Origin of the sequence: Anaerotignum neopropionicum, from assembly GCF_001571775.1 — a bacterium.
In the GTDB taxonomy this organism is placed as follows: Bacteria; Bacillota; Clostridia; order Lachnospirales; family Anaerotignaceae; genus Chakrabartyella; species Chakrabartyella neopropionicum.
In genome coordinates this window covers 1-15,004 of sequence record NZ_LRVM01000003.1, presented here as the reverse complement: position 1 = coordinate 15,004, position 15,004 = coordinate 1, and the positions used below count along the sequence as shown (strand labels likewise).

11 protein-coding genes and 1 other annotated feature are annotated in these 15,004 nt (G+C 40.8%); of the genes, 1 reads left to right on the top strand and 10 read right to left on the bottom strand.

From position 1 onward, the window contains the following. Positions 1-8 precede the first annotated feature (8 nt). Complete coding sequence (gene miaB, locus CLNEO_RS05830; RefSeq protein ID WP_066085862.1) at positions 9-1,439, bottom strand: tRNA (N6-isopentenyl adenosine(37)-C2)-methylthiotransferase MiaB; 1,431 nt, start codon at positions 1,437-1,439, stop codon at positions 9-11. 162 nt (positions 1,440-1,601) lie between these two features. After that, positions 1,602-2,096, bottom strand: a complete 495-nt coding sequence (locus tag CLNEO_RS05825) for a prolyl-tRNA synthetase associated domain-containing protein (RefSeq protein WP_066085859.1) — start codon at positions 2,094-2,096, stop codon at positions 1,602-1,604. Positions 2,097-2,468: 372 nt separating this feature from the next. Between CLNEO_RS05825 and CLNEO_RS05820 the strand changes: the two genes are divergently transcribed. Beyond that, the gene (locus CLNEO_RS05820; RefSeq protein WP_066085856.1) at positions 2,469-3,716 is read left to right on the top strand and encodes a glycerate kinase type-2 family protein; all 1,248 of its coding nucleotides are present in this window, start codon (positions 2,469-2,471) and stop codon (positions 3,714-3,716) included. 177 nt (positions 3,717-3,893) lie between these two features. Here the strand turns inward: CLNEO_RS05820 and CLNEO_RS05815 are convergent, their stop codons facing one another. The 8 genes from CLNEO_RS05815 to CLNEO_RS05780 all read right to left on the bottom strand — a co-directional run bounded on the left by CLNEO_RS05815 (position 3,894) and on the right by CLNEO_RS05780 (position 14,467). Continuing rightward, entirely contained in the window at positions 3,894-5,405 is a 1,512-nt protein-coding gene (locus CLNEO_RS05815; RefSeq protein ID WP_066085854.1) for a glutamate synthase-related protein, read from the bottom strand. Between the two features lie 404 nt (positions 5,406-5,809). Beyond that, the gene (locus tag CLNEO_RS05810) at positions 5,810-6,583 is read right to left on the bottom strand and encodes an ABC transporter ATP-binding protein (protein WP_066085852.1); all 774 of its coding nucleotides are present in this window, start codon (positions 6,581-6,583) and stop codon (positions 5,810-5,812) included. Beyond that, the gene (locus tag CLNEO_RS05805; RefSeq protein ID WP_066085848.1) at positions 6,576-7,466 is read right to left on the bottom strand and encodes an ABC transporter permease; all 891 of its coding nucleotides are present in this window, start codon (positions 7,464-7,466) and stop codon (positions 6,576-6,578) included. Before CLNEO_RS05805 ends, CLNEO_RS05810 begins: the two co-directional genes overlap by 8 nt. Before the next feature lie 43 nt (positions 7,467-7,509). Next, complete coding sequence (locus tag CLNEO_RS05800; RefSeq protein ID WP_066085845.1) at positions 7,510-8,508, bottom strand: ABC transporter substrate-binding protein; 999 nt, start codon at positions 8,506-8,508, stop codon at positions 7,510-7,512. A gap of 130 nt (positions 8,509-8,638) precedes the next feature. Next, positions 8,639-8,883: a binding site (T-box leader), on the bottom strand. 526 nt (positions 8,884-9,409) lie between these two features. Beyond that, positions 9,410-10,813, bottom strand: a complete 1,404-nt coding sequence (gene lpdA / locus CLNEO_RS05795; RefSeq protein ID WP_066085842.1) for a dihydrolipoyl dehydrogenase — start codon at positions 10,811-10,813, stop codon at positions 9,410-9,412. A gap of 59 nt (positions 10,814-10,872) precedes the next feature. Continuing rightward, positions 10,873-12,429 (bottom strand): 2-oxo acid dehydrogenase subunit E2, encoded by a 1,557-nt coding sequence (locus CLNEO_RS05790; protein WP_066085840.1) that lies wholly within the window; start codon positions 12,427-12,429, stop codon positions 10,873-10,875. A gap of 70 nt (positions 12,430-12,499) precedes the next feature. Continuing rightward, the gene (locus CLNEO_RS05785) at positions 12,500-13,468 is read right to left on the bottom strand and encodes an alpha-ketoacid dehydrogenase subunit beta (protein WP_066085837.1); all 969 of its coding nucleotides are present in this window, start codon (positions 13,466-13,468) and stop codon (positions 12,500-12,502) included. A gap of 33 nt (positions 13,469-13,501) precedes the next feature. Beyond that, positions 13,502-14,467, bottom strand: a complete 966-nt coding sequence (locus tag CLNEO_RS05780; RefSeq protein ID WP_066085835.1) for a thiamine pyrophosphate-dependent dehydrogenase E1 component subunit alpha — start codon at positions 14,465-14,467, stop codon at positions 13,502-13,504. Positions 14,468-15,004: the final 537 nt, after the last annotated feature.

The following is a 15,004-nucleotide window of genomic DNA, read 5'->3' as shown; positions in this document are numbered from 1 at the left end:
TTATCACCTTAAATCCTTTCTGCAATAAAATAAAAAGTTTTATTTTCAACGATCTTAACGGGTATCAATTGCCCGATCAAATCTTTATTGCCTTCAAAATGCACAAGGGCATTATTATCCGCCCTTCCCGTCAACACATTTGCATTATTCTTGCTAATTTCTTCCGCCAAAACGGTAACCACTTTCCCTACCAGTTTTTCGTTTAATTCATGAATCATAGGGTTTAATACATTTAACATACGATCGAATCGATCTTTTATGACCTCATCGCTTACCTGATTGTCCATCAAGGCAGCCGGCGTTCCTGTGCGTTTGGAATAAATGAAGGTATATGCCGTAGAATATCCAACCTTACGAATTACGTCTAATGTTTCTTGAAAATCCTCCTCAGTTTCACCCGGAAAACCAACAATTATATCCGTACTTAATGTGATTTCCGGCATTGCTTCTTTTATCTTTCGCACGGTTTCCAGATAAGATTCCTTTGAATATTTTCGGTTCATGCGGCGCAAAATTTCACTGCTACCCGATTGCACAGGGAGGTGTAGACTTTTGCAAATCTTAGGGCAATCCCTCATCACTTCTATTAACTCATCTGATAAGTCTTTTGGATGGGAGGTCATAAAACGAATTCGCTCAATTCCCTCAATATCACTTATTTTACGCAAAAGTTTTGCAAAACTAACAGAATCGTCCAAATTTTTACCGTAGGAGTTTACATTCTGACCCAGCAGCACAATTTCCTTCACACCATCCGCCGCCAACTTCTTCACTTCATTCAAAATATCCTCCGGCATACGGCTTCGTTCTCTGCCACGCACATAGGGCACAATGCAATAGGTACAGAAGTTATTGCAACCAAAAACAATATTGACTGAAGCCTTATAGGGAAAATGGCGAATGCTTGGTAAATCCTCAACAATTTCTTCCTGCTCCTGCCAAATATCATAAACCGAATCTCCGCTTTCCATGCGTGAATTTATTAGCTCCGGCAATTTATATAGATTATATGTGCCAAATACAACATCCACATGACGATACTTTTGACGCAGCGTGCTCAAAACCGTATCCTGCTGCATCATACAACCACACAAAGCAATCAACGTATCGGGCTTGTCCTTTTTATAATGCTTTAACCAGCCTAATTTTCCATAAACCTTCTGCTCTGCATTTTCACGCACACAACAGGTATTATAAATAACAAAATCTGCTTCCGTTTCCTCATTTGTTCTCTCATAGCCCATTTCATCCAGCATGCCTTCCAGCTTTTCTGAATCATGAGCATTCATCTGGCAGCCCATCGCCAGGCTGTAAAATTTCTTTTTTATCCCTGTTTTACTTTCATATGCGTCATTAATTTCACGAATCTTATGCATATATTCCAGCTGCCGAAATAATTCCGATTCATCCACAGCGACTTCTTTTTTTGTATCCCTCATGGTTCTTTCCTTTCAATGCATTTTTTGGCAAACTCACTATTTTCTAGTATAGCACAGAAATTTAGTTGGCTCAACGAATTTTTTCTTAATACAAATTCAATCTCATTTTTTAATAATTTTCTATATTTTTGTCTACCAATCGAAATTTTAGCAAGCCTTGTTTCAGTGTGGTATTTCAACGACTTCCAATTCATTTCCATGGTCTTTTATAATATCAAAAAGGTCTTTTACCGATAAATAGACAGATGCAGTATTATCATTGGGATGGACACCAATTCTATCCATACCCAAGAAGTCTTTGTCAAAATAAACTGTAACCTTTTTTTCTGTATCGTTTAGAATTCCCAAGGGCGTTACCGCGCCCTTTTTCAGTCCCAAATGCTTTTTCAGTCGTTCTTCCGAAGCAAAAGAAAGCCTTGCTAAGCCAAACGATGTTCCAAACGCTTTTAAATCCACCTTTTTATCGGCACGTACAACAACAAGAAAATGCTTTTCGCCCTTCGCGTCACGTAAAAAAAGATTTTTTGCAACGTCCATATCTTTGTCTAACCCCATACGCACCATATCTTCAATGGTATATGCCGCTTCATGGTCTATCCACTCATATGAAATCCTTTTTGCATCCAGCAGCTTTCTAATTTCTTCTTTACCGATCATTTATTTCCCTTCTTTCTTTTGCAATTGATGCAATCATACCATAAAATTCAAATAGAATAATCTGAATTATTCAGAAAAAACAAATTAATTACCGAAACATACACGGGCAAAAGTCCTTAAAAACTCACTTGATCAAAATATTTTTTAAATATAAAATTGTTAACAAAATGTTCATAAACCCTACATACCCAATTCATAAACATATTTTATCATAGAATCATCCTTAAGAGAAGCAAGGATAAAGCAAATAACATAGTAATACATACCCTCCCCTTTTAAAAGAGCCAATTTGGCTCTTTTTTCTTTCCTCTTTTTATACTGAAAATAATAAAATGTGCTATAATAAAAAAAACAACCAAGGGAGGTACTCCTATGAGACAAATCAAAGAAGATGCTAAGAAAATTATTCATAGTTCAATACAAAGAGTTTTGCCCGATTCTGCTGTAAAACGTGCATTGGAAGGAAAAACCTTTTTGGGAAAAGTAATTGTTATTGCAATCGGAAAAGCCGCATGGAATATGGCAAATTCCGCAGAGGAAATCCTTGGAAACCGCATTGAAAAAGGTATTGTCCTTACCAAATACCACCACGCACAAGGTGATATTAAGGGATTTTCTATTTTAGAAGCCTCTCATCCACTTCCCGATGAAAACACCATTTTAGGAACGGAAAAAATAATCGATGCCGTTTCTAATCTATCCTCGGAGGACACGGTTATATTTTTAGTTTCCGGCGGTGGTTCGGCTTTATTCGAAAAACCGGCAGGCAATTTAGATTTGAAGGATTTTTTGCAAATTACGGATGAATTGCTCAAATGCGGTGCTGATATTGTGGAAATCAATACAGTTCGCAAGCACCTTTCAGCGGTAAAAGGTGGAAAATTTGCCGCTCTTTGTGCTCCTGCCCAAGTTTACACCATTGCTCTAAGTGATATTCTAGGCGATAGGCCGGATTCTATTGCCTCAGGGCCTACCTGTGCTGACCGTTCCACCTGCGAAGAAGCTTTTGCAATTGTCGAAAAATATGGGCTGACCCTTTCTGGGGAGATGAAAAAACAACTTTCCGTTGAAACACCAAAGGAAGTTCCAAATAGCACTATGTTGATTACAGGCAGCGTAAAGGAGCTTTGCTTTGCTGCCGCAGCAGAGGCAAAAGCTTTGGGCTATGCCCCATTGATTTTGTCCACCTTTGTTGATTGCGAGGCAAAGGAAGCCGGACGCTTTTTGGCATCTATCGGCAAGACAATTCAACAAGAGGGTTTTCCATTAAAAGGGCCTTGCGCCATTATTTGCGGCGGCGAAACTGTTGTAAAAATTACGGGACCAGGAAAAGGTGGAAGAAATCAAGAATTGGCATTATCCGCAGCGGCATCCATTGCCGGAATGGAAGATATTGTAATTGGTGCCGTGGGCTCTGATGGCACAGACGGGCCAACAGATGCCGCAGGCGGCTTAGTTGATGGACAAACAAAGGTAATTTTAGATGGAGCAGGCATAGCCATTGATGATGTTTTAGCGCAAAATGACTCAAATCGCGCGCTGGCGATTGCTAATGCTTTGGTGGTTACAGGACCAACGGGAACCAATGTCAATGATTTATATTTCCTTTTATGCAAGTAGCTAAAACTTAAGCCCAAATTGATTTCCCAAAAAACAGTTTTCAGATTTCTGAGTGTATTACAAAATTTTTTAAATGCAGAAAAAGGCTTGTGCGAGACAAGCCTTTTTCTGCATTTATTTCCTCTTAAAACCACTCAAATGATTTGCTTTCCTTTTGAAGATCAAAAACTCAAAATGCTATTTTGAATGTAACAAATTTTCCCCTTCCAAAGTCAGCGGAATTAAATCCGCACAGTTAAGCAATGACACATCAAATTTTCTGTTTAATGCCGTAAAATGCTGCACCCCAAAACCTATTTTATTTAAGTAAGAAAACACGCCGATTGCGCCTGTAGAAAAGCGTTTCGCCCCTTCTCCATAAATCCCGCATAAATCAGGCAAATCACTAAAGATTTCTTCCGCTGTTTCACCAAAGCCTTTGAACTGTTCTGGAACCTTGCCTGTCTTTATTTGCTCACCAATTTTCTTCCCTGTCATGGCAGCAGCCATTGCAGCTCTGCATAGACCTACGGAAGTAATATATCCTTCGCCAAGGGCAAGGGCTTTAAATACCTGATCCTCACTGGCAAAACCTCCCGTTATGGTAATAGCGGGAAGCTGCAAGCCTTCTTTTTCAAGCTTTTTACAGATTTCCACAACCTTTTTCTCAAGAACAACGGTTGGATATGACCACTCATTCATCATCTTAGAAGGGCTGTAGCCTGAGCCACCACCGGCTCCATCAAAGGTTACCATATCAACTTCATTTATGCAAGCCATACGAAGCACCCGTTCTAAGTCTACCTCATCATAGCCGGCCATTTTGAAATAAATATTTTTCGCACCCATTTCCCTTAAGACTTCAATATGTAGCTTTATGTTTTCCTCCGTCCAAGCAGGAAACCTTCCGCAGGTATAAAAACCAGGACATACGCCGTTTTCATTGGCCTGTTTGATCTTGGGATTAGAGGGGTCAGGATGAACCAAACAACCAATTGCCTGTTTTTCCAAAGCCATCTCGTAATTTTTCAACCTTTTTAGTGGCTGTACACCCTTTGCACCCTGTCCAAATTTAATTTCAATTGCTTCGTAACCATATTTCTTGATTGCTATTTCAGGAACACCTAAATAATTGTCATCAGCGTTACACTGTAAAATCAACTGCCCGCAACCGCGATAATAGGGTGAATAGCAATCCATGATTTCCTGTAGAAGGGGAAATTCAGTGATTTTTCCATTGCAAATCACAAGCCGTGGATCATTATTTCTGGCATCTTCTCCAATCACACAGCTTACCCCCGCCATTGCGGCGCCGCCAAAATAATCCTGCCAATTTAACTTAATGAGTGCAGGCAAAATTATAGGTAAATCCATTTCAATTTTATTTTTCGCCCCATATTTCGTTTTTAAATTTACATCAAAAACGGTCAGTTCTTCCTCAGGTTTATTGGTTCCCACTGCGCCAAAAACCCGTCCGTTAATATTAAAATGTGAATAATCCAAGGGGTAATCTTTTTCACTAGCAATTTGATTGCTCCCTGTAGTGATGGGGTAAACCGTTCTTGCCCCCAATACTGCTGCCAAAGCAATTTCGCAAGTTCCATTACAATCCTCTGCGCAAAAAGAGCACATTCCCGACAAGGGCGAAATAAACCGACTTGAATTTCTCCCTGATGTAAAACCGGATGACAACGTTGGCGAATACGACATACAAAACATCCCTTTCTTTGAAATTTTTAAGATAAATTCTTTTCATCTCAGTAAAATTTTACCACTTATTTATGGGCTTGTATAGAATAGTATTAGATTTCCCCCCAAAAATAATTCTAACAAAGTGCTGGTTTAATGAAAGGTGCGCAGATGGTGGAGGAGTTTTTTAATTGACAAGGAAAAAAACGTAGGAATAGCAACGCTGCCCAGGGGCTCTCTGATGATGTCCAATGGAAAATTACCAATTAGCTGTGCACACGGAATGAATCAGTGCTTCCCTAACACTTCTAAAATGCTTTCAATAATTGAATCAACTACTTGGATGAATCATAGAGCCATCATTCAATATGTCAGTTTTCGATCCACACGTCCAACGCATATTTTCACCATGAAAAAAGTGCGGCTTAGTTGCCGCACTCAATGCTGATTGAAGTAAATATTTCCAAAATATCTTCTACTTTCATTTTTTTCTTTTCTTCTTCCGCGCTATCCAAAACGATTCCACCCTTATCCATCATAATTAAGCGGTTTCCGTATTCAACGGCATAGCGTAAATTATGGGTTACCATCATGGCAGTGATCTTTTTTTCTTTCACAACTTTACCTGTTAATTCCATAATAATTTCCGCTGTTTTAGGGTCTAACGCAGCCGTATGTTCATCTAATATCAAAAATTCAATGGGCGTTAAGGTTGACATAATTAACGCCGCCGCTTGACGCTGTCCTCCGGAAAGCGCTCCCAGCTTCACATTCATTTTATTTTCCAAGCCTAAACCCAAAATAGAAAGCTGCTCTTTGTAATAATTTTCTCTCGCCTTATTGATTCCAAAAGAAAGTCCAAACTGTTTTCCCTTATTATCTGCCAAAGACATATTTTCCAGCATGGTTAAGTTGGGACAAGTGCCCATGGAGGGATTCTGGTATACACGCCCGATGGAGCGGTAACGCTGATAATCCTTCATTTTTGCAATATCTTTGTCGCCAACCAAAACCTCTCCGCCTTCAATGGGAATACTGCCGCAAATGATGTTTAACATGGAGGTTTTTCCACTGCCGTTGCTGCCTACAATGGAAACAAACTGTCCATCATTCACAGTAAGGTTAAACTTATCAAACAAGCACATCTCAGTGATTTGACCAGGATTGTAGATTTTTGTGATGTTTTTTAGCTCAAGCATATTCTGCACCGCCTTTCTTTTTGTCGCCCAAAATAAGGACAGCCAAAAACAGTACAGCCATAACTAATTTTAGAAGGTTTGCGGGAAGCCCCAAGCTGATTGCCACCTGGATACAGATTTTATAAAAAACGCTGCCTACCAAAACGGCAGTGGTTCCCTTCACAAAATGAAAGCGTCGAAATAGCGTGGTGCCGATAATAACCGTTGCCAAGCCAAATACAACCTGCCCAGTCCCCATTGTGCTTGCAAAGGCTCTCTGTTCCTGACAAACCACACTGCCGCAAAGGGCAACCAAAGCATTGGCAATCACTAAACCTAAAATCTTCGTTGTTCCTTTATCCTTCGCCAAGGTTGTAACCAAAGTGCTGTTATCCCCCACCGCTCGTAAAAGCAAACCGCTTTTTGTTTTCAGATACAAGTCTAAAAGGATTTTTACAACCACCGCTATAATCAAAGCAACAATAAACTTGCGTTGCATTAATGACAAAGATCCTAATAGTGTCATCGTTGGCCCTGCCGTAAAAATGGTATCAACGGCCCGTTCTATTGCAAGATTTGAGCCTGCAATTTGCAAATTAATTGAAAACAACGCCGTCATTGTAATGATACCTGCCAAAAGATCTCTTACACCTAGCCTGACATGGATAAAGCCTGTTACAAAACCTGCGAAAGCACCAAATGCGGCGGATACCAAAAGCACTAGATATGGATTCATTCCGTTTAACATAAGCACCCCTGTAATTGCCGCACCCAAAGGAAAGCTTCCATCAACAGTTAAATCAGGAAAATCCAATATTTTATATGTGATAAACACACCATAAGACAGCAAGGCGTAAATAAACCCTTGTGTGAGTGTACTAATCAATAAATCAACAAAAACCATACTAAAACCTCTTTCATTCACCTCTTTCCCCCAAGGAAAAGGCTTACTTTGTTGCTTCGATTGCTTTTTGTGCCATATCAGCAGGAACTTTAATTCCCATATCTGCTAAAGCCGGGGAATTAATATATGTGTCAAAATTGGTAATTGTTTCGTAAGGTATTTCCTCTGCAGTTGCTTCGCCCTTCAAAACCTTAGCGGCCATTGCCCCTGTCTGCACACCTAATGCAACATAATCAATACCTGCAGAAGCCACGCAACCCAATTTCACCTGCTCAATTTCACTGCCGTAAACAGGGATTTTTGCATCATTGGTTTTCTCTAAAATAGAGGGCAATACACCTACTACTGTATTGTCTGTCAAGTTTGAAATACAGTCTACACCCTTTGCAATCATGCTATCTGCAGCCTGTAGCACTTCAGCCTGCTGCGTAACACCAATCGTTTCAATGGTAAAACCATATTCAGGCGCTTTTTCCTGATATTCTGCTATTGCAGAAACAGAGTTTGGTTCACTGGTTGTATATAAAATACCAATTGTTTTTGCTTCCGGTTGCAAGGAACGAATCAATTCAAGCTGTGCTTCTACAGGAAGCTTATCGCTTGTGCCTGTGATATTCCCTTCGTTTAATTTTGCCTTCACAGGATCTGTGATTGCCGTAAAGATTACAGGAATATTTTTGTCCTCGGCAGCTGCATAGCAAGCTGTTGCAGAAGGTGTTGCAATTGCACACATTAAAGCAACATTATTTGCGGAAAAGTTCTGGGCAATCTGTGTTGCAATATTATCATCAAACCCTGCATTTTGATAATCCACTGTAAAATCCTTGCCTTCCACCAAGCCACTTTCTTCCAACCCTTTCAAAAAGCCTTCGCGGCAATTGTCTAAGGAAGCATGTTGACCATACTGAGAAATGCCAATTACGGGAATCGCTGCACTTTCGCCTTCTTTCCCAGCCTCGCCGCTGCTACCGGTACTGCCACAGCCAGTGAAAGCCGCCATACCTATTACTGCTGTCAATGTCATTGCCATAAATTTTTTCATACTACGCTCTCCTTTTTTCTCGTCTAATTATTTTCTATTCTCGTCTTATCTAAACCTATGTAACCGTCCAAGGGAATCTTATGTATTACATATTCTCATTTATAGACAAAAGAAAAAGTCTTATCCCATATCATGGGACAAGACTTGAGAATCCTGCGATACCACCCAAATTGACGAAGTAAATCGTCCACTCGTTCACTGTACAAAAATACAGCCCGTCTGGATAACGGGTACGGTTCCCGTCGGGTACTACTTGCCTAAGCTTTCGCCCGCCCTCATAAGTCCATTCACCAAATGCTCTCCTGTCGCAATCCCACCACCTGCAACTCTCTAAAAGCGAACTAAAAGGCTACTCTTCTTAATCATCGGTTTTGTTTTAGTTAAAGTAATTATAGCACGCTTCTTTTAAAAGTCAAGAGTCTTTTGTTGCTTTATTTCTGAAAAATAAAGAATTGCCTTAGCAGGCTTTCGCGTTTAGCAAACCTTGGGCTTTGTCTCCTCACTGCCCAAGAAAGGGCAGACGGCGAAGCTGGCTTTTGCATCGCAAAAGCCAGCAGATGGGTCAAGGGTTTCACTTTGTCTACGTTCTGAGAAAACTACATTTTTCTTCTTTGTAAAATAAAATGCGAGCAAAGTGTACCATACTTGGGGAAGCCATTAAAATACGTTTAAACACACTCTTCGAAAAATTTATGACAAAAACTTTTCATTTTGAAGTTAATGACTATACTGCGATTAAAACTGTATTTCATTATGGAAAGTGCCAGAAATCAAGTATTTTAAACTAAATTGTATTAAAATCATGCTCTAACACACAAAAGTTCCTATAACAAAATCAATTTGATTTTCAGGGAAGGAATAGGACTTCTGCCTTTGCTCGCATAATGTGCGAAATAAAAAATTATTTATTCGGAATATGAATTGCTCTTTTCTCAGCTGTCAAAGCCGCTTCACGCACAGCCTCCGTTACGGTTGGATGGGCATGAATTGTATTGATTACCTCTTCTAAGGTTGCTTCCAAACCTATGGCGAGTGCCGCCTCACCAATCATATCCGTTGCCCTTGGACCAAGAATATGGACTCCAAGAATTTCGTTATACTTTTTGCCATACAAAATTTTAATTGCGCCAACACCACCGTTGGCAATTAAAGCCTTTCCATTGGCAAACAAAGGGAAATTTCCCACACCGTAGGCAATGCCTTTTTCCTTTGCCCCTTCTTCTGTTAAACCAACCCCCGCAAACTCAGGCATGGTATAGACACAGGAAGGATTTGTTTTACTGTCGAAGCTTGCTTTGTGTCCCAAAGCATTTTCCGCCGCCAGCTCACCTTGCACAGAAGCAATATGAGCTAACATGATCTTTCCAAGGCAATCACCAATGGCATAAATATCCTTTACACTAGTTTCCATAAAATCATTTACTTGAATTTTGCCTCTATCATGACGGATTCCGATTTTATCTAGCTGCAACGCCGCAGTATCTGTTCTTCTCCCAACGGCAACCAAAACCTTCTCTGCCTGAAAAGCCTTTTTTGTACCCTTGATGTCTACTTGAATCTCTGCATCCGCGCCGGATTTCCCAACGGAAAGTACCTTTGCCTCTGTCAGAATTTCAATGCCTTTTTTCTCCATTAAGCCACGCAGTGTAGCAGTCAATTCACCGTCCATCATGGGAAGAAGCTTGGGCATTGCTTCAACGATAGTAACCTTTGTACCAAAAGCGTTGTAAGCTGTTGCCAACTCCATACCAATGACACCGCCGCCGATAACCAAAAGGCTTTTAGGGGGATTTTCCAAGGAAAGTGCCGCCGTTGAATCAATGCAGGCAGGGTTTCCCTCAACACCTGGAATCGGTGGAATGGCGGGAACTGAGCCTGCGGCAATAATGACTTTATCCGCGGTCAAGGTTTCTGTCTTACCATCCTTCTTTTTAACAGAAAGGGTTTTTGCAGCGATAAAGGAAGCTTCTCCCTCAATCACCTTAACCTTATTCACCTTTAATAAGCCAGTTACACCGCCTACCAGTTGATTTACAACGGCTCCCTTTTTCGCCAAAACCTGTTTCCAATCATACCCCTCAGCCTTAACCTTAATGCCATATTCAGCGGCATGGTTCATTTCTTCCATAATCTCTGCCGCATGAAGCAACGCCTTGGTAGGAATGCACCCAACATTTAAGCAGGTACCACCTAATTTGTTTTTTTCAATTAAAGTTACTTCGGCTCCCAGCTGCGCCCCACGGATTGCTGCCACATATCCGCCAGGGCCGCCGCCAATTACAATTAAACTAGTTTTTTTCGTCATAATGATTGATCGGGTGACTCTATTTTTCCAAATAGAGCCACACCGTTTCCTCCTTTATTTTATACAAAAATCAACTCAGGGTTTTCCAATAATTGCTTCATATCGCCCAAAACTTCGCCTGCTTCTCTGCCATCAAAAACTCTATGGTCGAAGGTCAGCATGATATGCATCATTGTTCTGGGGCAGAATTCGCCTTTGTATTCCACAAGTTTTTTCTTTGCTGTACCAAAGCCTAAAATTCCCACCTGAGGAGGAGAAATTACAGGAGTCCCGAAATCAATATTAAACATACCCACGTTTGTTACCGTAAAGGTTCCTCCTGATTGTTCTCCTCCTACCAGTGTTTCATCTTTTGCTCTTAGTGCAAGATCGCGCAAGGCCTTACTCATTTCCAGTAAGGAATACTGATCCGCATTCTTTAGTACGGGAACTACCAAGCCCTCTGCAAGGCCCACAGCCATACCCAAATTTACATAAGGATAGGAGCTTATTGTTTCACCATCAAAGGTGGAGTTCAGCATAGGGTGTTTTTTCAGCATCTTTACGGTTGCAAGCATCAGCATATCGTTTACTGAAATCTTGCATCCCAAAACATCTGCTTTTTCAACATATTTCTGTCGCATCGTCAACAAATCTGTAACGTCGATCTCGGCAAATACAGTCAAGGGTGCCATAGTTTCAAAACACTTTCTCATGTTTTTCGCAATGGATTTTCTGCGTCCGCTTAAGAGGGTTTTAACTACTTCGCCTGTAGCCTGTACAGCCTTAACCACAGGTGCAGCTACCGGTGCAGCCTTTGCTGTTTCTAAATATGCATATACGTCCTTTGCAATAATTCTTCCATTTGGGCCTGTGCCGCCAACCAAAGCCAGATTAACATCTGCACCTTTTGCAATGTTTCTGGCCAAGCCCGTTGCTCTGATATGTCCGTCTTTTGCCACGGCATTCCCTCCTTGCTGCGCAGTCGTTGCCATGGATAATGCTACATCTCTTTGGCAAACCTCACATTCGTTTGCGCACATGGGGTGACTGCCGGGAACAGCACCCTTTGCCAAAGCATCATATGCTTCCTTTGAAGGCGCAATATAGGCTACAGTATGCCCAACCTTAACGGTGTCACCTGTTTTTGCAATCTGGTGTAAAATACCGTCAGCTGTTGCTTCGCATTCCATGGTGGTTTTTTCGTTTTCAAAATCAAAGATTGCCTGGCCTTTTTTCACTGTTTCACCCTCGGCAGCCTTCCATTCCCCAACCACACCTTCAATCATGGTTAATCCTGCTTTGGGCATTACAACCTCCACGGCATCCACAGAGACTGTCACAGAATCTGCCGCTGCCTGTGGGACACTACCGCCGTTTTTCAGGTTTTCGTATTCTTCTTTGCTTGCGGCAATAAAAGCAACGGGCTTGCCTACCTTTACCACTGCCCCCGCTTGTGCCGCAATATGCAAAATTCCGTCTTCGTTTGCTTCACATTCCATGGTGGTTTTTTCGTTTTCAAACTCCATCACCACATCACCTTTTTTTACACTTGCACCCTCTTCCGCCTTCCAAGTGGAAATTGTGCCTTCAATCATAGTCAACCCAGCCTTGGGCATTACTAATTCAACGCTCATATTTTTTACCCATAATCCCCCTTAGGGATCACAGTTCCCTCCTATTCTCTGGATTTTTTTGTAACCTAAATTAGAACAAAGCCTTTACCGCTTCCACAATTTTGTCTGCATTAGGAATACAAACCAGTTCCAACGCTACATCGTAGGGCAAAGGAACGTCTAACGCCGCAACTCTCAAAACAGGGCCGTCTAATTCATCGTACATCTCTTCCTGCATCATTGCAGCAATTTCTGCACCAATACCGCCTGTTTTGTTGCCTTCCTCCACAACAATTGCTCTGTGGGTTTTTTCTACGGATTTACGGATAGCATCCTTATCCAAAGGTGCAATGGTTCTAGGGTCTAAAACCTCTGCATTAATACCCTCTGCTGCCAGTTTTTCTGCTGCTTCCAAGGCCTTTCTCACCATTAAGCCCATAGCAATAATGGTAACATCCGTACCCTCTCTTTTAATATCCGCAACACCGATAGGGATTGTATATTCACCATCAGGAATATCTTCCTTTACCTGATATAACTGCTTATGTTCAAAGAACAAAACTGGGTTGTCGGAACGAATGGCACTCTTTAAAAGCCCTTTTGCATCTGCCGCTGTGGAAGGGCTGATAATAATTAACCCGGGGGTATGCATAAATAAGCTTTCTACGCAGTTAGAATGCTCAGCGCCTGCACCAAAGGCAGAACCTGCCGCCGCACGGATTACCATAGGGATTTTGTATTGAGGGCCGTGCATAAATCTCCACTTTGCAACGCAGTGGAAAATTTCGCTGAACGCTACTAATAAAAAGTCAGAGTACATCAATTCAATGCAAGGTCTTAGACCTGTTAATGCTGCACCTGCACCAACACCAATAATGGATGTTTCAGAAATTGGTGTGTTTTTTACTCTGTTTTCACCAAAAAGCTCATATAAACCTCTTGTTATGCCAAAAATACCGCCGTGCTGGGCAACGTCCTCGCCAAACACAACAATATTTTCGTCCTTTTCCATTTCTTCTCTTAAGGCATCTGAAATTGCCTGACCATATGTTACATGCATAAATGAAACCTCCTTAGATTTTATCCATCAAATTTAAGCAAAAATATTCTTGAAAAGATCCTCTGCCGTTGCTTTCGGAGATGCTTCCGCAAATTCTACCGCTGCGTCTAGCTCAGCATCAATCTCTCCATACAATGCTTTGATTTCATCTTCAGTGATAAAACCATTCTCCAGCATATAATTCTCCATTTTTTTTACGCAATTTCTCTTTTTCTGCCATTTTTCTGTAATTTCAGAGTCTCGGTACTTGCACTGATCCCCCTCAAAATGGCCTCTCCAGCGATAGTTCTTTGCCTCCAAAAGAGCAGGACCATTGCCGGCACGAACAAATTCTGACAATTCTTTTGTAGCTTCGTATACTGCTAAAACGTCCCAGCCTTCTACTACCTTTGATGTCATGCCATACGCTGCCGCACGATCCGCACCCGGATTTTCCACTGCAGATGATTCATGGATACAAGTAGAAATCGCCCACTGATTGTTATCTAAAATAAACAACACAGGTAATTTCCATGCCGCTGCCCAGTTCATTGCTTCATGCACAGGACCACGATTGGAAGTTCCATCGCCATAATAGCAATAAACAATATTGCCCTTCCCTTCCATCTTTAATTTATAAGCAGCGCCTACGGCAAAAGCCATATCGCAGCCCAATGTTCCGCTCATACCCAAAACGCCCTTGCTGAAATCCGCAATGTGGTTTACACCGCCGCCACCGCGGGAGTTACCGTCCTGTCTGCCTAAAATTTCTGAGTAAATATTGTTAAACGACACGCCCAAGACATGGGAAATACTAACCACACGATGTGCCAGCTTAAAATAATCTCCCTCTTTTCTTGTGGAGAGCGTACCAACATGGGTTGCTTCCTGACCAACACCACTATGGATATGGCCTGGAACTCTGCCCTCTTTATAAATTGCTACCAATTTTTCTTCAGACAATCTAATGTACAATAAATTTTTGTACAAATCTGTTATAAATCCCTTTGAATAAGACATATTAGAACCTCCTATATAGTTAGTAAATTAAATTCTTACTGTTATAATATATCAGCAATTATTGTGCCAAATATTCATTTCTATTTTTTCACGATAGAAAAATCCACACAGCCTCTTGTTTTCTAAATAAAAATAAAAATTGTTAAGTTTTGAAATTTATTTTTTTATTATTATTTTGACAATTTGTGTTGTAAAAACTCTACACTTGTCGCGTTTTTCCTACATATGCTTTCTTAACTTGTTACTCTTGTATTATAATTTATACATTTTCCATTGTTTTTACTGGAATACAAAAGCCATTTTTATTTATATTTTTTTAACAACAAAAAAAGTGTTGTTAAATTACAACACTTTTTTATTTTTGTTCGCTTTAGCTTGACAAAACCACCGGCTATGCCGGTGGTAGGAAAGGTTTGTTCTTTAGATGTAAGCACGAATCCTCCTTTGGTAGAATAAATGTAGGTTTGCCAACCACATCAAAGACCAAAAGGAGGATTCAAAATGACTAATAATAGTTTAGCACATACAACATGGGAA